15 protein-coding genes are annotated in these 17,787 nt (G+C 68.6%); 7 read left to right on the top strand and 8 right to left on the bottom strand.

Annotated elements, in window-relative coordinates:
- The first annotated feature begins 10 nt into the window (after positions 1–10).
- From ACT53U_RS15890 to ACT53U_RS15860, 7 genes are all read left to right on the top strand, one after another.
- Positions 11–1,090: an ABC transporter ATP-binding protein gene (locus ACT53U_RS15890; RefSeq protein ID WP_476156710.1), complete on the top strand. Its 1,080-nt coding sequence runs from the start codon at positions 11–13 to the stop codon at positions 1,088–1,090.
- Between the two features lie 3 nt (positions 1,091–1,093).
- Positions 1,094–1,990, top strand: coding sequence for a carbohydrate ABC transporter permease (locus ACT53U_RS15885; protein ID WP_476156708.1), 897 nt, complete (start codon positions 1,094–1,096; stop codon positions 1,988–1,990).
- A gap of 3 nt (positions 1,991–1,993) precedes the next feature.
- Entirely contained in the window at positions 1,994–2,788 is a 795-nt protein-coding gene (locus tag ACT53U_RS15880; RefSeq protein ID WP_476156706.1) for a carbohydrate ABC transporter permease, read from the top strand.
- Positions 2,789–2,798: 10 nt separating this feature from the next.
- Positions 2,799–3,125, top strand: a complete 327-nt coding sequence (locus ACT53U_RS15875; protein ID WP_476156704.1) for a DUF2160 domain-containing protein — start codon at positions 2,799–2,801, stop codon at positions 3,123–3,125.
- Positions 3,126–3,286: 161 nt separating this feature from the next.
- Positions 3,287–5,023, top strand: coding sequence for an ABC transporter substrate-binding protein (locus ACT53U_RS15870; RefSeq protein WP_476156792.1), 1,737 nt, complete (start codon positions 3,287–3,289; stop codon positions 5,021–5,023).
- A 126-nt stretch (positions 5,024–5,149) separates the two neighbouring features.
- Positions 5,150–6,643 carry a glycerol kinase GlpK gene (gene glpK / locus ACT53U_RS15865; protein WP_476156702.1) on the top strand — a complete coding sequence of 498 codons (1,494 nt, stop codon included), beginning with the start codon at positions 5,150–5,152 and terminating at the stop codon, positions 6,641–6,643.
- A gap of 91 nt (positions 6,644–6,734) precedes the next feature.
- On the top strand, positions 6,735–7,541 hold the full coding sequence (locus tag ACT53U_RS15860; protein WP_476134067.1) for a DeoR/GlpR family DNA-binding transcription regulator: 807 nt from the start codon (positions 6,735–6,737) through the stop codon (positions 7,539–7,541).
- Between the two features lie 8 nt (positions 7,542–7,549).
- Here ACT53U_RS15860 and ACT53U_RS15855 read toward each other — a convergent pair whose 3' ends face one another.
- The 8 genes from ACT53U_RS15855 to ACT53U_RS15820 all read right to left on the bottom strand — a co-directional run bounded on the left by ACT53U_RS15855 (position 7,550) and on the right by ACT53U_RS15820 (position 17,687).
- Positions 7,550–8,488: an AEC family transporter gene (locus ACT53U_RS15855; protein ID WP_476156700.1), complete on the bottom strand. Its 939-nt coding sequence runs from the start codon at positions 8,486–8,488 to the stop codon at positions 7,550–7,552.
- 182 nt (positions 8,489–8,670) lie between these two features.
- On the bottom strand, positions 8,671–9,624 hold the full coding sequence (locus ACT53U_RS15850; protein WP_476156698.1) for a D-2-hydroxyacid dehydrogenase: 954 nt from the start codon (positions 9,622–9,624) through the stop codon (positions 8,671–8,673).
- A gap of 102 nt (positions 9,625–9,726) precedes the next feature.
- Positions 9,727–11,736 carry a transketolase gene (tkt, locus tag ACT53U_RS15845; RefSeq protein WP_476156696.1) on the bottom strand — a complete coding sequence of 670 codons (2,010 nt, stop codon included), beginning with the start codon at positions 11,734–11,736 and terminating at the stop codon, positions 9,727–9,729.
- Between the two features lie 108 nt (positions 11,737–11,844).
- Positions 11,845–13,734: a TRAP transporter large permease gene (locus ACT53U_RS15840; RefSeq protein ID WP_476156694.1), complete on the bottom strand. Its 1,890-nt coding sequence runs from the start codon at positions 13,732–13,734 to the stop codon at positions 11,845–11,847.
- A gap of 5 nt (positions 13,735–13,739) precedes the next feature.
- Positions 13,740–14,771 carry a TRAP transporter substrate-binding protein gene (locus ACT53U_RS15835; RefSeq protein ID WP_476156692.1) on the bottom strand — a complete coding sequence of 344 codons (1,032 nt, stop codon included), beginning with the start codon at positions 14,769–14,771 and terminating at the stop codon, positions 13,740–13,742.
- A gap of 98 nt (positions 14,772–14,869) precedes the next feature.
- Positions 14,870–15,751, bottom strand: a complete 882-nt coding sequence (locus ACT53U_RS15830) for an NAD(P)-dependent oxidoreductase (RefSeq protein WP_476156690.1) — start codon at positions 15,749–15,751, stop codon at positions 14,870–14,872.
- An 89-nt stretch (positions 15,752–15,840) separates the two neighbouring features.
- A complete protein-coding gene (locus ACT53U_RS15825; RefSeq protein WP_476156688.1) occupies positions 15,841–16,842 on the bottom strand; it encodes a transketolase family protein in 1,002 nt (333 codons plus the stop codon).
- Positions 16,839–17,687, bottom strand: coding sequence for a transketolase (locus ACT53U_RS15820; protein ID WP_476156686.1), 849 nt, complete (start codon positions 17,685–17,687; stop codon positions 16,839–16,841). Before ACT53U_RS15820 ends, ACT53U_RS15825 begins: the two co-directional genes overlap by 4 nt.
- Positions 17,688–17,787 lie beyond the last annotated feature (100 nt).

The raw sequence follows: 17,787 nt of genomic DNA, 5'->3' as shown, positions 1-17,787 counted from the left end.
GGAGCGAAACATGGCACGCATCGATTTCGTCGATCTCGCCCACGCCTATCGGCCGAACCCGATCCGGGAAGCCGACTACGCGCTGAAGGCGATGACCACCACCTGGCGGCAGGGCGGCGCCTATGCGCTGCTCGGGCCGTCCGGCTGCGGCAAGACCACGCTGCTCAACATCATCTCCGGCCTCGTCACGCCGTCGCACGGCGCGGTGCGCTTCGACGGCGTCGACGTGACGCGGCTGCCGACCGAGAAGCGCAACATCGCGCAGGTGTTCCAGTTCCCGGTGATCTACGACACCATGTCGGTCTACGACAATCTGGCCTTCCCGCTCCGCAACCGGAAGCTCCCCGAACGCGAGGTCGAGCCCCGTGTCCGCGAGATCGCGGCCCTCCTCGATCTCGACGGCGACCTCAAGCGCCGCGCCCGCGGCCTCGGCGCCGACGCCAAGCAGAAGATCTCGCTCGGCCGCGGTCTGGTGCGGCCCGACGTCGCCGCCATCCTCTTCGACGAGCCGCTGACGGTGATCGATCCGGCCTTGAAGTGGGAGCTGCGCTCCAAGCTCAAGGCGATCCACCGCAAGCTCGACATCACCATGATCTACGTGACGCACGACCAGACCGAGGCGCTGACCTTCGCCGACACGGTGGTCGTCATGTACGACGGCGGCATGGTCCAGTCGGGTCGTCCCGACGAGCTCTTCGACCGGCCGGAACACACGTTCGTCGGCCATTTCATCGGCTCGCCGGGCATGAACGTGCTCGCCGCCGAGGTCACCGGCCGAACGGCGCGCGTCGGGCCGGCGACGATCGATCTGGCGCACGGCTACGACCGTCTGCCTTCGGGGGCGCGGATCGAGATCGGGGTCAGGCCGGAACATGCGGTGATGACCGCGGGCGCGGGCCTTCCCGTCACCGTCGAGCGGATCGACGACCTCGGCCGCGTCCGTTACGCCCGCGTGCGGCTGGGCGAGGCCCGGCTCTCGGTGCTGGCGCCGCGCGACGTGGCGATCGACGGATCGGCTGCCCGCATCGCCGTCGATCCCGCCCGCATCCACGTCTATGCCGACAGCCGCCGCGTGGCGGGGGAGAACTGAGACATGGACAAGCCCATCCGGCATTCCGCCTGGTTCTTCGTCCTGCCGGCCTTCGCGCTGGTCGTCTTCAACGCCGTCGTGCCGATGATGACGGTGGTGAACTACTCGGTGCAGGACACGTTCGGCAACAACCAGTTCTTCTGGAACGGCATCGGCTGGTACCAGGAACTGCTCGACCCCGCGACCGATCTCGGCGGCCGCTTCTGGGACAGCCTCGGGCGCAACCTGCTGTTCTCGGCGATCATTCTGGCGATCGAGGTGCCGCTCGGCGTGGCGGTGGCCATGTGCCTGCCGCGCAAGGGGTGGACGGTGGCGCTGTGCCTCGTGCTGATGGCGCTGCCGCTGCTGGTTCCGTGGAACGTCGTCGGCACGATCTGGCAGATCTTCGCCCGCGAGGACATCGGTCTGCTCGGCTGGTTCGTCAACCACGTCCTCGGCATCGAGTACAACTACACCGCGGGTGTCCTGTCGGCCTGGATCACCATCGTGGTGATGGACGTCTGGCACTGGACCAGCCTGATCGCGCTGCTCGCCTATGCCGGGCTGAAGTCGATCCCCGACGCCTACTATCAGGCGGCCCGCATCGACGGCGCCTCGCGACTGGCGGTCTTCACCGCGATCCAGCTGCCCAAGCTACGCCGCGTCCTGGTGATCGGCGTGCTGCTGCGCTTCATGGACAGTTTCATGATCTACACCGAACCCTTCGTGGTGACCGGCGGCGGGCCGGGCAACTCGACGACCGTTCTCTCGATCGATCTCGTCAAGATCGCGCTCGGCCAGTTCGACCTCGGCAAGGCCGCCGCCATGTCCATCGTCTACAACCTGATCGTGCTGGTGGTCTGCTGGGTGTTCTACACCGTGATGACCCAGCTCGACGCCGACCGTCCGCAGGAGGGCTGAGCCATGCGCGGCCGCAACGTCCTTCTCGTCGCCTATCTGGTGTTCCTGATGTTGCCGATCTACTGGCTCGTCAACATGAGCTTCAAGTCCAACACCGAGATCACCAACGTCGGCCTGACGCTGTGGCCGCGCGACTTCACGGCGCAGAACTACGTCAACATCTTCACCGATCCGGCGTGGTACATGGGCTATGTCGACAGCCTGATCTACGTCGGGCTGAACACGATCATCTCGATCTCGGTGGCGCTGCCGGCGGCCTATGCCTTCTCGCGCTGGCGGTTCCTCGGCGACAAGCATCTGTTCTTCTGGTTCCTGACCAACCGGATGGCGCCACCGGCGGTCTTCGCCCTGCCCTTCTTCAATCTCTATTCGGCGATCGGCCTGTTCGACACCCATTGGGCCGTCGCGCTCGCCCATACGATCTTCAACGTGCCGCTGGCGATCTGGATCCTCGAGGGCTTCATGTCGGGCGTGCCGCGCGAGATCGACGAGACCGCCTTCATCGACGGCTACTCGTTCCCGCGGTTCTTCGTGAAGATCTTCGTGCCGCTGACCGCCTCGGGCATCGGTGTCGCCGCCTTCTTCTGCTTCATGTTCTCGTGGGTCGAGCTGCTGCTCGCCCGCACGCTGACCAACAACATGCCGATCTCCTCGATCATGACCCGCACGGCTTCGTCGTCGGGCATGGACTGGGGCCAGCTCGCCGCCGCCGGCGTGCTGACGCTGATCCCCGGTGCGCTGGTGATCTGGTTCGTCCGCAACTACATCGCCAAGGGCTTCGCCCTGGGTCGGGTCTGAGGAGGGCGCCATGTTCGACATCGCCTGGATGGCCTGGACGCCCGCGACCGTCCTCTTCTACGTCGCGATCCTCACGGCCCTCGTCACGCTCACCGTGCTGGCGATCCGCTTTCCCGAGGTCGAACGGGTCGGGATCCTGCGCATTCCGACGACGCGCGGCGACCGGCTGTTCGTGACGCTGCTCGGCACCGCCTTCATCCACCTCGTGTTCCTGGCGCTGTTCGGCGCCGACACGATCGCGACGCTGCCGATCCGCGACGGCATCGAGATCTCGCGGCTGTGGATCGGCTCGCTGATTTCCCTCGTCTACGGGGCGGCGGTGTTCCGCTTCGTATGACGTCGACGGCATTCGGGTGCGACCCCGCCGAGGGGCCGTGCCCGAGCAAGCAGACGGTCCGCCGCCGCCGAGGCCGCGGGCCGCTCGAAGAAACGAGCCGGGACGGTGCGCCCCCGGCATCGAAAACGATCGCGCACCATCGGGAGGAAGACATGAAACGGATGACCAAGCGCCTCGGACTGGCCGCTCTCGCCGCGGCCCTGATGACCACCAGTGCCATGGCCGGCATGGACGAGGCGAAGAAGTGGGTCGACAGCGAATTCCAACCCTCGACCCTGTCGAAGGAGGAGCAGCTGAAGGAACTCCAGTGGTTCGCCGATGCCGCCAAGCCCTTCGCCGGCATGGAGATCAACGTCGTCTCCGAGACGCTGACCACCCACGAATACGAATCGAAGGTTCTGGCCAAGGCCTTCACCGAGATCACCGGCATCAAGATCAAGCACGACATCATCCAGGAAGGTGACGTCGTCGAGAAGATCCAGACGCAGATGCAGTCGGGCAAGAACATCTACGACGGCTGGATCAACGACTCGGACTTCATCGGCACCCACGGCCGCTACAACCAGACCGTCAACCTCTCCGACTGGATGGCGGGCGAGGGCAAGGCGGTCACCGACCCGATGCTCGACCTGCCGGATTTCATCGGCACGTCCTTCACCACCTGGACCGACGGCAAGCTCTATCAGCTGCCCGACCAGCAGTTCGCCAACCTCTACTGGTTCCGCTACGACTGGTTCACCCGCCCCGACATCAAGGCGAAGTTCAAGGCCAAGTACGGCTACGAGCTCGGCGTGCCCGTCAACTGGTCGGCCTATGAGGACATCGCCGAGTTCTTCACCAACGACATCAAGGAGATCGACGGCGTCAAGGTCTATGGCCACATGGACTACGGCAAGAAGGACCCGTCGCTGGGCTGGCGCTTCACCGACGCCTGGCTGTCGATGGCCGGCAACGGCGACAAGGGCCTGCCCAACGGCCTGCCGGTCGACGAGTGGGGCATCCGCATGCAGGGCTGCAACCCGGTCGGCTCCTCGGTCGAGCGCGGCGGCGACACCAACGGCCCGGCGGCGGTCTATTCGATCACCAAGTACCTCGAATGGCTGAAGAAGTACGCCCCGCCGGCGGCCGCGGGCATGACCTTCGGCGAGGCCGGACCGGTGCCTGCCCAGGGCAACGTCGCCCAGCAGATCTTCTGGTACACCGCCTTCACCGCCGACATGGTGAAGCCGGGCATCCCGGTGATGAACAACGACGGCACGCCGAAGTGGCGCATGGCCCCCTCGCCGCACGGCTCCTACTGGAAGGAGGGCATGAAGCTCGGCTACCAGGACGTCGGCTCGGTGACGCTGCTGAAGTCGACCCCGGTCGAGCGTCGCAAGGCCGCCTGGCTCTATCTCCAGTTCATCAACTCCAAGGTCGTGTCGCTGAAGAAGAGCCACGTCGGTCTCACCTTCACGCGTGAATCGGACATCTGGGACAAGTCCTTCACCGAACGGGCGCCGAAGCTCGGTGGTCTGATCGAGTTCTACCGCTCGCCGGCGCGCAAGCAGTGGACCCCGACCGGCAACAACGTGCCGGACTATCCGAAGCTCGCCCAGCTGTGGTGGCAGAACATCGGCGACGCCGCCTCCGGCGCCAAGACGCCGCAGGCCGCCATGGACAGCCTCGCCGCCGCCCAGGACAGCGTCATGGAACGCCTCGAGAAGTCGGGCGTGCAGGGCGCCTGCGGTCCGAAGATGAACAAGAAGGAGTCGGCCGAGTACTGGTTCGCCAAGGCCGAGAAGGACGGCACCATCGCGCCCCAGCGCAAGCTGGCCAACGAGAAGCCGAAGGGCGAGACCATCGACTACGACACGCTGATCAAGTCCTGGCCGGCCAACCCGCCGAAGAAGAACTGATCGGCGTCGCCTCGGCGCGGGAGACGTGGTTTCCTCCATCTCCCGCGCCGATCGACCCGGCGCCCGAGGGGGTACGCCCCCTCGGAGCGCTCGACATCGACGCGCAAGAGCGACGGAACGCGACCAATGGGCCTTCATCTCCTCGCCATCGACCAGGGCACGACGTCCACCCGCACGATCGTCTTCCGCGCCGATCTGACCGTCGCGGCGGTCGCCCAGGAAGAATTCCCGCAGCACTATCCCGCCTCCGGCTGGGTCGAGCACGACCCGGAAGACCTCTGGCGCACCACCGTCTCGACCATGCGCGAGGCGATCGCGCGCGCCGGCATCGGCCCGGCCGAGATCGCCGGCATCGGCATCACCAACCAGCGCGAGACGACCGTGGTGTGGGAGCGCTCGACCGGTCGGGCGATCCATCCGGCCATCGTCTGGCAGGACCGCCGCACCGCCGACATCTGCGCGACCCTGCGCGATGACGGCGCCAACGAGGCGCTGGTCGCCGGGCGCACGGGGCTGCGCATCGATCCCTATTTCTCGGGCACCAAGATCGCCTGGATCCTCGACGCGGTGCCGGGCGCACGGGCGCGGGCGGAGGCCGGCGAACTCGCCTTCGGCACGGTCGACAGTTTCCTCCTCTGGCGCCTGACCGGCGGCGAGGTGCACGCGACCGACGCCACCAACGCCTCGCGTACCGCGCTCTTCGACATCCACCGCGGCGTCTGGGACGAGGAGCTGTGCCGACTGCTGCGCGTGCCGATGGCGATGCTGCCGGTGGTGAAGGATTCCTCCGCCGTCTTCGGCACCACCATGTCGGATCTCCTCGACGGTTCGGTCGCCATCCTCGGCATGGCCGGCGACCAGCAGGCGGCGACCGTCGGTCAGGCCTGTTTCCGCCCCGGCATGATGAAGTCGACCTACGGCACCGGCTGTTTCGCCCTGCTCAACACCGGCGACGTGGCGGTCGCCTCGAAGAACCGGCTGCTGACGACCATCGCCTATCAGCTCGGCGGCAGACGCACCTATGCGCTCGAGGGCTCGATCTTCGTCGCCGGCGCCGCGGTGCAGTGGCTGCGCGACGGGCTCGGCCTGATCGCCGAAGCCTCGGAGACCGGGGCGCTCGCCGCCACCGCCGATCCGGCGCAGGACGTCTATCTCGTCCCCGCCTTCGTCGGGCTGGGTGCGCCGTGGTGGAACGCCGAGGCGCGCGGCGCGATCTACGGCCTGACGCGCGGCACGACGCGGCGCGAACTCGCCCGTGCCGCTCTCGAGAGCGTCGGCTTCCAGACCCGCGACCTGATCGAGGCGATGCATCGCGACTGGGCGGGGTCGGCGAACACCATCCTGCGCGTCGACGGCGGCATGGCGGCCTCCGACTGGACCATGCAGTTCCTCGCCGACATCCTCGACGCCCCCGTCGACCGGCCGCGGGTGATGGAGACGACGGCACTGGGTGCGGCCTATCTCGCCGGCCTCGGCGCCGGCCTTCTGCCGGAACCCGACGTCTTCGCCGAATCCTGGGTGCTGGAGCGCCGCTTCACGCCGCACATGGACTGCGAGACGCGCGACCGGCGTTACGACGGCTGGCGGGCGGCAGTCGTGCGGACGATGCAGGCGGGTTGATGCGCGATCCGATCGACGAGATCGGATTCATCCGGTCTCGACAGCGTCGGAGCCGGGTGAAACAAGGCGGGCGACCATCACGGAGCGGGCGATGACACCGACGGAAGCGCTATCGCAACGACAGCTCGACATCGTCCAGATCGCCCGCGAGGTCGGCCGCGTCAGCGTCGACGACCTCGCCCGCCGTTTCGACGTCTCGCCGCAGACGATCCGCAAGGATCTCAACGACCTCTGCGACCGCCGCGTGCTGTCGCGCACCCACGGCGGCGCGGTGATCGCCTCCGGCGTCGCCAACCTCTCCTACGAAGCGCGGCGCTTCGTCGATCTCGACGAGAAGCGGGCGATCGGCGAGGCGGCGGCGGCGCTGGTGCCGGACGGCACCTCGCTCTTCATCAACATCGGCACGACGACGGAAGAGGTCGCCAACGCCCTCGTCGGCCACCAGAACATGCTGGTGATCACCAACAACCTCAACGTCGCAATGCAGCTCTGCCGGCTCGAGACCTTCGAGGTGATCGTCGCCGGCGGACCGATCCGGCGCGGCGACGGCGCCGTCGTCGGCGAGGCGGCGGTCGATCTGATCCGCCAGTTCAAGGTCGACACCGCGGTGATCGGCGCTTCGGCGATCGACGAGGACGGCTCGCTGCTCGACTTCGACTATCGCGAGGTGCGGGTGGCGCAGGCGATCATCGAGAACGCCCGCCGGGTGATCCTGGTCGCCGACAGTTCGAAGATCGGCCGCGTGGCGCCGGTCCGGCTCGCCCGTTTCGACCAGATCGACGTGCTGGTCACCGACTGCCTGACCTCGCAGCCGCTGCGCGACCTCTGCCGCGCCAAGGGCATCGAGGTGGTCGAGGCGATGCCCGAGAGCCGCGACGTCGAACGCGACGGGATGTGAGGCGCGCCTCAGCCGGGCACGCCGAGGACGGCGACGACCAGCGACAGGGTGACGAAGGAGAGCGCGGTGGCGCCGAGCAGCGCCGCGGCGGCGCGTTTCTCGTGGCCGTAGGTCTGCGACACCAGCGCATAGACCGACAGCATCGGCGAGGCGGCGAAGATCAGCATCGCCGTGCGGAAGTTCGCCGCCGGGGCCGGCAGGACGTGCAGCGCCGCCCAGACCGCGAAAGGGTGCAGCACCAGCTTGGCGACGACGATCGCCGGCAGGTCGCGGCCGACCGCCGAAGGCCGGAGGCCGGCCAGCGCACCGCCGATGGCGAAGAGCGCGGCGGCGGTCGAGGCGTCGGCGAGGAGGTCGATCGCCCGCATCAGCGGCGCCGGCGGCAGCCAGCCGGCGGCAGAGGCGGCGCAGCCGGCGAGAATGCCGAGGATCATCGGGTTGCGCGTCAGGCGGCGGGCGACGAAGAACAGGATGCGGTGGATCGGTTCGCCGGCGCGGGTGCCGCCTTCGGCGAGGCCGAGGGCGATCGGGATCATCACCAGGTTCTCGACGGCGAGCGTCAGCGACAGGGCGATCAGCGCGTCGTGGCCGACCACCATGACGGCGATCGGATAGCCGATGAAGCCACTGTTCGACGACGAACTGCCGAGCGCCATCATCGAGGCGTCGGCGACGTCGCGGCGGGCGAGCACGCGGGCGCCGAGGAAGACGACGGCGAAGGCGAAGAGCGATCCGGCGACATAGATGGAGAGATAGCGGCCGTCGATCAGCTCCATCAGCGGGCGTTGGGCCAGCGCGCGGAACAGCATCGCCGGCAGGGCGAGGCGGATGACGAAGACGCCGATGCCGCGGATGTTGGCGGCCGAGGTCACGCCCGTGATGGTGGCGGCCCAGCCGACCAGGATCAGCAGGAAGATCGGGAAGGTGATCGAGAGGATGGCTGTCATCGGTCGTCCGGGCGAGGTCACGCCGTCGGGCGGCCGTGTCGGGGGCGGGGCGGATCGGGGGTGGGTGAGCCAGCGACGAAGCGTCGCGGACACGGGCCCAAGAGCCTTCGACTTTCGTCTGAAATGTGGCGGCGGCGCGCCCTGCGCGCCGCTCTGCCCTGCCGATGCCGCAACCCCGACGATCAGCCGACCACGTTCGACGGCTTGCCCGCGACGAAGGCCTCGACGTTGTCGATCAGCTGGTCGGTCAGCGTCTGCTGCGCCTCGATCGAGGCCCAGGCGGTGTGTGGCGTCACCACGACCTTGGGGTGGGCGGCGAGACGCATGAAGCTGCCGCCGGCCGGCGGCGGTTCGGGCAGCGTCACGTCGAGGCCGGCGCCGGAGACGAGACCGGCGTCGAGCGCCTCGATGAGGTCCTCCTCGACGATCAGGCCGCCGCGGGCGGTGTTGACGATGATCGGCTTCTTCTGCATGCGGGCGAACTGCGCCTTGCCGATGAAGCCGCGGGTCTCGGCGGTCAGCGGGCAGTGGAGCGTGATGACGTCGGAGGTGGCGATCAGCTCGTCGAAGGAGACGTGCGCCGGGGTGACGACCGGGGGCTTGGGATCGTGGATCACCACGTCCATGCCGAAGGCGCGGGCGATCTCGGCGACGCGACCACCGAGCACGCCACCGCCGACGATGCCGAGACGACGACCGGCGAGGTCGACCGCCGGATAGTCGAAGTAGCAGAACTGCGCCGCCTCCTGCCAACGGCCGGCGAGGACCGAGGCGCGATAGGGCACGATCGAGCGGGCGACCGCCAGCATCAGCGCGAAGGTGTGCTCCGGCACGGTCGCCTTGGCATAGCCGCGGATGTTGGACACGACGATGCCGCGCGCCTTGGCGGCGGCGACGTCGACGCAGTCGTAGCCGGTGGCGGCCACCGCGATCAGCTTCAGCTTCGGCAGACGGGCGAGGAGGTCCTCGCGCAGGTTGACCTTGTTGACGAGGACGATGGTGGCGTCCTTGACGCGGTCATGGGTCTCCTCCGCCGTCGTGCGGGCGTACTCGATCCACTCGTGGGGGAAGTCGGGGCGACGGACGACGACGTCGGGGGCGATCGTGTCGCGGTCGAGAAAGACGATGCGGTGCATGGGGTTCTCCGTCGGCGCGCGGCGCGCGGATGCTTGGGACTTCGGGTCGAGGACGGGACGGTCGCGATCGCGACCGCCCCGCGGTACGGGCTGCGTCCCGGGTCAGAGGCGAGCCCGCACTTCCTCGACGATCCTTTCGGGCGTGATGCCGAAGTGGCGGAAGAGCGCGTCGGCCGGACCGGAGGCGCCGAAGGACGACATGCCGACGAAGCCGCCGTCCTCGCCGATCCAGCGCTCCCAACCGAACTTCATCGCCGCCTCGACCGCGACGCGGGCGGTGCCGCGACCGATCACCGCGGCACGATAGTCGGCCGGCTGCGCCTCGAAAAGCTCCCAAGAGGGCATCGAGACGACGGCGGTGCCGACGCCTTCGGCCTCGAGCACGGCGCGGGCGGCGACCGCGAGCGACACTTCCGAACCGGTGGCGAAGATCGTCGCCCGGCGCGGACCGCAGGCTGCGTCCTGCAAGACGTAGGCGCCGCGGGCCGAGCGGTTCTCGGCCGTCCCGTCGGTGCGCAGCGCCGGCACGGTCTGGCGGGCGAAGACCAGCGCCACCGGCCCAGTGCGATGCTCGAGCGCCCATTCCCAGCACTCGATGGTCTCGATTCCGTCGGCCGGCCGCATCACCGTCATGTTGGGCATGGCGCGCAGCGAGGCGATGATCTCGACCGGCTGATGGGTCGGGCCGTTCTTGCCGATGCCGATGCTGTCGTGGCTGAAGACGAATTTCACCGGCACGCCCATCAACGCCGCCATGCGCATCGCCGGGCGCTCGTAGTCGGAGAAGGGCAGGTAGGTGACGGCGAGGGGCACGACGCCGCCGTGCGCCGCCATGCCGTTGGCGGCCGAGCCCATGACGTGTTCGCGCACGCCGCAGTGGACGTAGCGGCCCTGGCGATCATCCGCGGTGAAGGCGGTGAGCTGGCGCTTGTGGTTGGTCGGCGCCTCGAGGTCGGCGCAGCCGACCAGCATCTCGGGCAGACGGTCGTAGAGCTGCGAGGCGACGTCGCTCGACGCCTGGATCGAGAAGTCCTCGCGGCCCTCGGCCGCCCAGCGCGCCTTGAGGTCGTGGAGCATCGCGCGCCAGCCCTCGGGGAGGCGGCCGGCGACGACGCGTTCGAACTCGGCGACGACGGCCGGCGCGGTGCGCTCGATGCGCGCCCGGTGCTGACGGCGCTTCTCGGCGCCGGCGAGACCGGCGGCGCGCCAGGCGGCGGCGATGTCGGCGGGCACGCCGAAGGCCTCGTCGGTCCAGCCGAAGCGGGCGGTCATGGCCTCGCGGTCGGCCGGGAAGAGCTTGCCGGAGTGGCCGCCGCGCTTGCCCTCGAGCCGGTCGATGCCGCGGGCGATCACGGTGCGGCAGGCGATCATCGAGGGACGCGGATCGGCCTTGGCCAGCGTGATGGCGGCATCGACCGCCTCGACGTCGTGGCCGTCGATCTCGACGACGTGCCAGCCGGCGACGCGGAAGCGGTCGGCGACGCTCTCGGAGATCGACAGCGTGGTCGAGCCGTCGTCGGTGATGGCGTTGTCGTCCCAGAAGAAGGTCAGGCGGCCGAGGCGCAGGTGGCCGGCGAGCTGGATCGCCTCCTGGCCGACGCCTTCCTGCAGGCAGCCGTCACCGACGAAGGCCCAGGTGCGATGGTCGACCAGATCCGACCCGAAGCGGGCGCGCAGCTGTTCCTCGGCGATGGCCATGCCGACGGCGTTGGCGATGCCCTGGCCGAGCGGGCCGGTGGTCACCTCGATGCCGGCGGCGGGCTCGTATTCGGGGTGGCCGGCGCAATGGGCGCCGAGCTCGCGGAAGGACTTCATCGCCTCGATGTCGATCTTCTCGTGACCGGTCAGGGCGAGCAGCGCGTAGAGCAGCGTCGAGCCGTGGCCGTTGGAGAGGACGAAGCGGTCGCGGTCGAACCAGGTCGGCTCGGCCGGATCGAAATGCATGTGGCGGGTCCACAGGACGGTGGCGATCTCGGCCATGCCGAGCGGCACGCCCTGATGGCCCTCGCCCGCCTTCAGGATGGCGTCGACCGCGAGGAAGCGGATCGCGTCTGCCATCCGTGCGGGGTCGACGGCGACGGCGGTTGCGGTGCGGGGATCGTGGCGGGTCATGGCATGCCTCTTCCGTGTTCGCTCCGGACGGCCGGGCGAAGGAGGACGGGTTCGAAAAGGAGAAAGGGTGCCCGGACCGCCCGGGAGAGGAGCGGTCCGGGCGAGGGATCAGCTCGGGAGGAAGCCGATCGAGATCCAGGGCACCGCGGCGACCACGGCGAGGCCGACGAGGAGGGCGAGCATGTAGCCGACGATCGGTTTCATGCCCTCGTCCGGGTTCACGCCGCCGATGGCGGTGGCGCAGTAGTAGCCGACACCGAAGGGCGGGGCGAAGAGACCGACGCCCATCGAGAGGATCACCACCATCGAATAGTGCACTTCGTGGATGCCCATCTGACGGGCGATCGGGAAGAGCAGCGGTCCGAAGAGGACGATCGAGGGAATGCCTTCCAAGACCGAGCCGAGGATGATGAAGGCGACGATCGACACCACCATGAAGGAGAAGGCGCCGCCCGGCAGGCTCGACATCGCGTGGGCGAGGTCGTGGGAGAAGCCCGACTGGGTCAGCGACCAGGCCATGGCGGTGGCCGCGCCGATGATCAGCAGGATCGCGCCGGAGAGGCTCGCCGTGTCGATCAGCATCGGCCCCAGCCGCCGCCACTCGAACTGGCGGTAGACGAAGATGCCGACGATCACCGAATAGACGACGCCGATGGTGGAGACCTCGGTGGCGGTCGCCACACCTTCCATCACCGCGGCGCGGATCAGGAACGGCAGGGCGATGGCCGGCACCGCGATGGCGCCCCAGCGCAGGAGGTCCTTCTTGGAAGGCTTCACCACGCCCGACAGGTCGTCGTTGCGATAGCGCCAGAACACCAGCACGCAGAGCGTGACGCCGAGCACGATGCCGGGCAGCATGCCGCCGGTGAAGAGGGCGGCGATCGACACACCGGTCACCGAGCCGATGGTGAGGAGCACCAGCGACGGCGGGATGGTCTCGGTCTGGGCGCCGGTGGCGGCGAGCAGGGCGACGAGATCGCCCGGCTTGGCGCCGCGCTTGATCATCTCCGGGAACAGCACGGGCGTGATGGCGGCCATGTCGGCGGCCTTCGAACCGGAGATGCCGGAGACGAGATACATCGCGCCGACCAGCACGTAGGAGAGACCGCCGCGGACGTGGCCGAGCAGACCCGCCAGGAACTGGATCATCGCCTTGGCCATGCCCGTCATCTCGATCAGCTGACCGAGGAAGACGAAGAGCGGCACGGCGAGCAGGATGAGGTGGCTCATGCCCTCGTCCATGCGACCGACCACGACGGCGAGCGGCGTCCCGGTGACGAAGGTCAGATAACCGATCGTCGCCAGACCGAAGGAAAAGCCGATCGGCACGCCGGCGAAGACGGACGCGGCGACGAGAGCGACGAAGAAGATCAGCAGATTGTAGTTGCCGATCGTCTTGAGCCAGGGCGAGGCCAACCACAGCACGCCGACCATCGCACCGACGATGACGGCGGCGGTGAGGAAGCGGCCGATCGAGGCGACCTTGAGCAGGCGAAGGACCGCGAGCACGCCCATCAGCACGTAGCCGATCGGCAGCGCCGCCGCCTTCCAGGTGTTGGGGATGTCGAGCGCCGGCAGCGTCACGAACATCTCGTCCTCGGCATATTCGATGCCGGGGTGGACCACCGCCGCCAGGAAGACCAGCGGCGCGGCGATGGCGAGGACCTCGAGGAAGGCGCGGGTCTCGATCTTCGAGCGCGAGACCAGCGCCGTCATGCGCATGTGCTCGCCGCGATAGAGCGCGATCGCCGAGCCGAACATCGCCAGCCAGATGAAGAGCACGGAAGCGAGTTCGTCGGTCCACACCATCGGCGAGTGGAAGACGTAGCGCATGGTGACGCCGAACAGCAGGACGCCGATCTCGGCGATCACCAGGAGCGCGGCCGGAATCTCGATCGCCCGCGCCAGGATCGTCTCGGCCGTGATCACGGCCCGCCGCCATCCGAGCGCGGGTTGCCCCGCGCTCGCTGCGGCCACGTCGGTGGCTCCGTGGGACATGGCGTTCACCCGAGCTTGCCGACGGCGGCTTCGAGCAGACCCCAGGCCTCGGCGCCGTACTTTTCCTTCCAGTCCTTGTAGAAGGTCGTCTTGGCCAGCGCCTCACGGAACGGACCGCGGTCGACGTCGACGAACTCGATGCCCTTGGCGGTCAGATCCTTGCGCAGGCTCTCCGACAGCGCGGCGATGTCGGCGCGCTGCTTGGCACCGGCGGCGTCGAGCTCGCGCACCACGATCGCCTTGAGGTCGTCCGGCAGGCCACCCCAGGCACGACGGTTGAACAGCTGGTAGTAGCCGTCCCAGACGTGGCCGGTCATCGAGCAGGACTTCTGCACCTCGTAGAGGCGGGTCGAGGCGATGATGGCGAGCGGATTCTCCTGGCCCTCGACCACCTTGGTCTGGAGCGCGGAGTAGAGCTCGTTGAAGTTGATCGGCGTGGCGCCGGCCTCGAGCGTCTTGAACACCGAGGTCAGCATCGGCGCCGGCGGGACGCGGATCTTGAAGCCCTTCAGATCGTCGGGCGTCTTGATCAGACGGGTCGACGAGGTGATGTGGCGGAAGCCGTTGTCCCAGGCCTTGGCCGGGGCGAAGAGGCCGACCTTGGCGATCTGCTCGGCGATGTACTTGCCGAGCGCGCCGTCCATCGCCTTCCAGACGTGGTCGTAGTCGGGGAAGGCGAAGCCGGTGTTGACGATACCGGCCGCCGGCACCAGCGTCGCCATGATCGAGGTGGCGAGATTGAAGATCTCGACGCCGCCGTTGCGCACCTGGGCGAGCAGGTCGGTGTCGGAGCCCAGCTGGTTGGCCGGGAACAGCTTCATGTCGATGCGACCGCCGGAGGCCTCGCGGATCTTGTCGATCGCTTCCTGCGCGCGGGTGTTGATCGGATGCGTCGGATCCTGACCGGTGGCGTACTTCCAGGAGAATTCCGCCGCGTCGCCCCGACGCGAGATGATGGTGATCATCGGCAGGGCGGCGCCGGCGGCCAACAGGCTACGGCGGGTCAGTCCGGACTTGGTCTTGGCTTCGTTGTTCATCTTCTCACTCCCTGACGGCCGATATACGGCTCTTTCCGTGGATTGGAATTCCCATTCGCGCCGAGCACCCTCCCGCCCGGAGCGGATCGTCGTCTCGTTCAGAGGCCGCGGCCCCGCAGCGCGCGATAGGCGCGAATGACCTGGCTGTCGTCGGCGGCGCCCATACCGCGGCCGGAGACCGACAGGAACATCTGGTGGGCGACCGCCGCCATCGGCAGCGCCGCCTTGGCATCCCGACCGGCTTCGAGCACGATGCCGAGATCCTTGACGAAGATGTCGACCGCGCTGGTGATGCGCGGTTCGTCTTCGAGCATGCGCGGCCCACGGTCGCGCAGCATCCAGCTCGACGCCGCGGAACCCGCGACGATGTCGAGCATCTGTTCCATGTCGAGGCCGATCGCCTCGGCGAGCGACAGCGCTTCCGCCGCCACCGCCAGATGGGCGCCGCACAGCAGCTGGTTGACCGCCTTGGCGGTCGCACCCTGCCCGGCCTCACGGCCGACGCGCACGACCTTGGAACCCATCGCCTCGAGGACGGGCTTCACCGCCTCGAAATCGGTGTCGGGCGCCGCCGCCATGATGGTGAGGCTGCCGGCGGTGGCACCGACCACGCCGCCGGAGACGGGCGCATCGACGAAACCGTGACCGGCCTCGACCACGCGACGGCCCAGCGCCGCGGCGGCGGCCGGCGGGCAGGTCGCCATCAGCACGACGCGGCCACCGGGGGCGAGGTGGCGGAGCGCGTCGCCGGCAAAGAGGATGCTCTCGGCCTGGGCGGCGTTGACCACCATCAGCACGGCGACGTCGGCGCCGGCGAAGGCACCTTCGAGCGTCGGGGCATCACGGCCGCCGGCGGCCGCCAGCGCGGCCCGCGCCTCGACCCTGAGGTCGAAGCCACGGACCTCGTGGCCGGCCTTGGCCAGATTGGTCGCCATGGGCAGGCCCATCGAGCCGAGCCCCACGAATGCGATCGAAGACATGTCGTCCCTCCCTCGGCACGGCGGTCCCGCCGGCCGGTCGACGCTCGGGGGAGCGCGGCGACCGCGCCCCCGTTTCGCATTCGCGGTTCTTACTTCAGCCAGCCCTTGACGCTCGTCGTGATCGCGTCGACGGAGATGCCGTAGCGGTCGTGCAGCGTCGGCAGGGCGCCGGCGGCGAGGAACTCGTCCGGCAGGCCGATGTGGCGGAAAGCGGTCGGGCGGACGTCGGCGAGCACCATCTCGCGAGCGATCGCCTCGCCGAGGCCACCGATCACCGTGTGGTTCTCCATCACCACCACGAGGCGGCCCGGACGGGCGATCTCGCGCAGGATGGTCGCGGTGTCGAGCGGCTTGATCGTCGGGACGTGCAGGATGCCCGCCTCGATCCGGTCGGCCTTGAGGGCCTCCGCCGCCTCGTGCGCCCGCATGGTCATCAGACCGGAGGACACGAAGAGGACGTCGGCGCCGTCACGCAGCAGCTTCGCCTTGCCGAGTTCGAACCTGTAGTCGTACTCGTCGAGCACCAGCGGCACCTGACCGCGCAGCAGGCGCATGTAGACCGGGCCGCGATGATCGGCGATCACCGGCACGATCTGCTCGATCTCGTGGGCGTCGCAGGGGTCGATCACCGTCATGTTGGGCATGGCGCGGAACAGCGCCAGGTCCTCGGCCGCCTGATGGCTCGGGCCGTAGCCCGACGTCAGGCCCGGCAGGGCGCAGACGATCTTCACGTTGCGGTCTTCTTCCGCGATCGTCTGGTGGATGAAGTCGTAGGCCCGGCGCGAGGCGAAGACCGCGTAGGTCGTGGCGAAGGGCGTGAAGCCCTCGGCCGCGAAGCCGCCGGCGGCACCGAACAGCAGCTGCTCGGCCATGCCCATCTGGTAGAAGCGCTCCGGGAAGGCCTGCTTGAAGATGTGCAGGTCGGTGTACTTGCCGAGGTCGGCGGTCATGCCGACGATGTCGGGACGGTTGCGCGCGACCTCGACGAGGGCGTGACCGAAGGGCGCCGGACGGGTGCGCTGGTCGGCACCGGCGATCGAGGCGATCATCGCCGAGGTGGTGAGGCGCGGCTTGGCGGGGGCGGTGTTCATGCGGTCCTCCCGGCGTCGAGCGCTTCGAGCGCCAGCTTCCATTCGTGGGCATCGACGCGGATGAAGTGGTTCTTCTCGCGGGCTTCGAGGAAGGGAACGCCCTTGCCCATCAGCGTGTCGGCGACGATCATCCGCGGCTTCTTCTCGGGCGAATTCATCGCATCGTCGAAGGCGGCCTTCACGGCCTCGATGTCGTTGCCGTCGACGCGACGCACCCACCAGCCGAAGGCCTCGAGCTTGGGCACCAGCGGCTCGAACAGGGTCTCCTCCTTGGAGGGACCGTCGGCCTGCATCTCGTTGATGTCGACGACCGCGATCAGGTTGTCGAGCTCGAACTTGGCGGCCTGCATGATGGCCTCCCAGACCGAGCCTTCACCCAGTTCGCCGTCGGAGAACAGCGTGAAGACGCGCGACGCCGAGCCCTTGGCCTTGAGGCCGAGGCAGTGGCCGACGGCGATCGACAGGCCGAGACCGAGCGAACCGCCCGACATCTCCATGCCCGGGGTGTGCGAGGCCATGCCGGACATCGGCAGGCGGCTCTCGTCGAAGCCGTAGGTCTCGAGTTCGGCCTCGGGGATGATGCCGGCCTCGAGCAGCGCGGCGTAGAGGGCGATGGCGTAGTGGCCGTTCGACAGCAGGAAGCGGTCGCGGCCCTCCCAGGCCGGATCTTCCGGCCGGTACTTCATCGCATGGAAATAGGCGACCGCCAGCACGTCGGCGATGTCGAGGGCCTGGGCGATGTAGCCCTGGCCCTGAACCTCGCCCATGCGCACCGCATTGCGGCGCACGTGATAGGCGCGATCGGCCAGCGTCTTGTTGGGAAGAGCATGTGCCGTGTCGGACATGGATCTGCGTGCCTCCTTTCGCCTCGGCCGGCGCGACCCTGTCGCGGAACGGCACGAGGCGGGGAAGAGTGGGGATGATGACGATCGCCGCGTGCGGACC

Source organism: Pinisolibacter sp. DMC19, from assembly GCF_056313985.1.
This window is presented reverse-complemented; position numbering and strand designations above follow the sequence as displayed.

Excerpts from the sequence above, each read along its gene's own strand:
- tkt (WP_476156696.1), bottom strand. The coding sequence starts at position 11,736 with ATGACCCGCCACGATCCCCGCACCGCAACCGCCGTCGCCGTCGACCCC.
- ACT53U_RS15855 (WP_476156700.1), bottom strand. The coding sequence starts at position 8,488 with ATGACAGCCATCCTCTCGATCACCTTCCCGATCTTCCTGCTGATCCTG.
- ACT53U_RS15825 (WP_476156688.1), bottom strand. The coding sequence starts at position 16,842 with ATGAACACCGCCCCCGCCAAGCCGCGCCTCACCACCTCGGCGATGATC.
- ACT53U_RS15885 (WP_476156708.1), top strand. The coding sequence starts at position 1,094 with ATGGACAAGCCCATCCGGCATTCCGCCTGGTTCTTCGTCCTGCCGGCC.
- glpK (WP_476156702.1), top strand. The coding sequence starts at position 5,150 with ATGGGCCTTCATCTCCTCGCCATCGACCAGGGCACGACGTCCACCCGC.
- ACT53U_RS15840 (WP_476156694.1), bottom strand. The coding sequence starts at position 13,734 with ATGTCCCACGGAGCCACCGACGTGGCCGCAGCGAGCGCGGGGCAACCC.
- ACT53U_RS15870 (WP_476156792.1), top strand. The coding sequence starts at position 3,287 with ATGACCAAGCGCCTCGGACTGGCCGCTCTCGCCGCGGCCCTGATGACC.
- ACT53U_RS15850 (WP_476156698.1), bottom strand. The coding sequence starts at position 9,624 with ATGCACCGCATCGTCTTTCTCGACCGCGACACGATCGCCCCCGACGTC.
- ACT53U_RS15860 (WP_476134067.1), top strand. The coding sequence starts at position 6,735 with ATGACACCGACGGAAGCGCTATCGCAACGACAGCTCGACATCGTCCAG.
- ACT53U_RS15835 (WP_476156692.1), bottom strand. The coding sequence starts at position 14,771 with ATGAACAACGAAGCCAAGACCAAGTCCGGACTGACCCGCCGTAGCCTG.
- ACT53U_RS15875 (WP_476156704.1), top strand. The coding sequence starts at position 2,799 with ATGTTCGACATCGCCTGGATGGCCTGGACGCCCGCGACCGTCCTCTTC.
- ACT53U_RS15830 (WP_476156690.1), bottom strand. The coding sequence starts at position 15,751 with ATGTCTTCGATCGCATTCGTGGGGCTCGGCTCGATGGGCCTGCCCATG.
- ACT53U_RS15890 (WP_476156710.1), top strand. The coding sequence starts at position 11 with ATGGCACGCATCGATTTCGTCGATCTCGCCCACGCCTATCGGCCGAAC.
- ACT53U_RS15820 (WP_476156686.1), bottom strand. The coding sequence starts at position 17,687 with ATGTCCGACACGGCACATGCTCTTCCCAACAAGACGCTGGCCGATCGC.
- ACT53U_RS15880 (WP_476156706.1), top strand. The coding sequence starts at position 1,994 with ATGCGCGGCCGCAACGTCCTTCTCGTCGCCTATCTGGTGTTCCTGATG.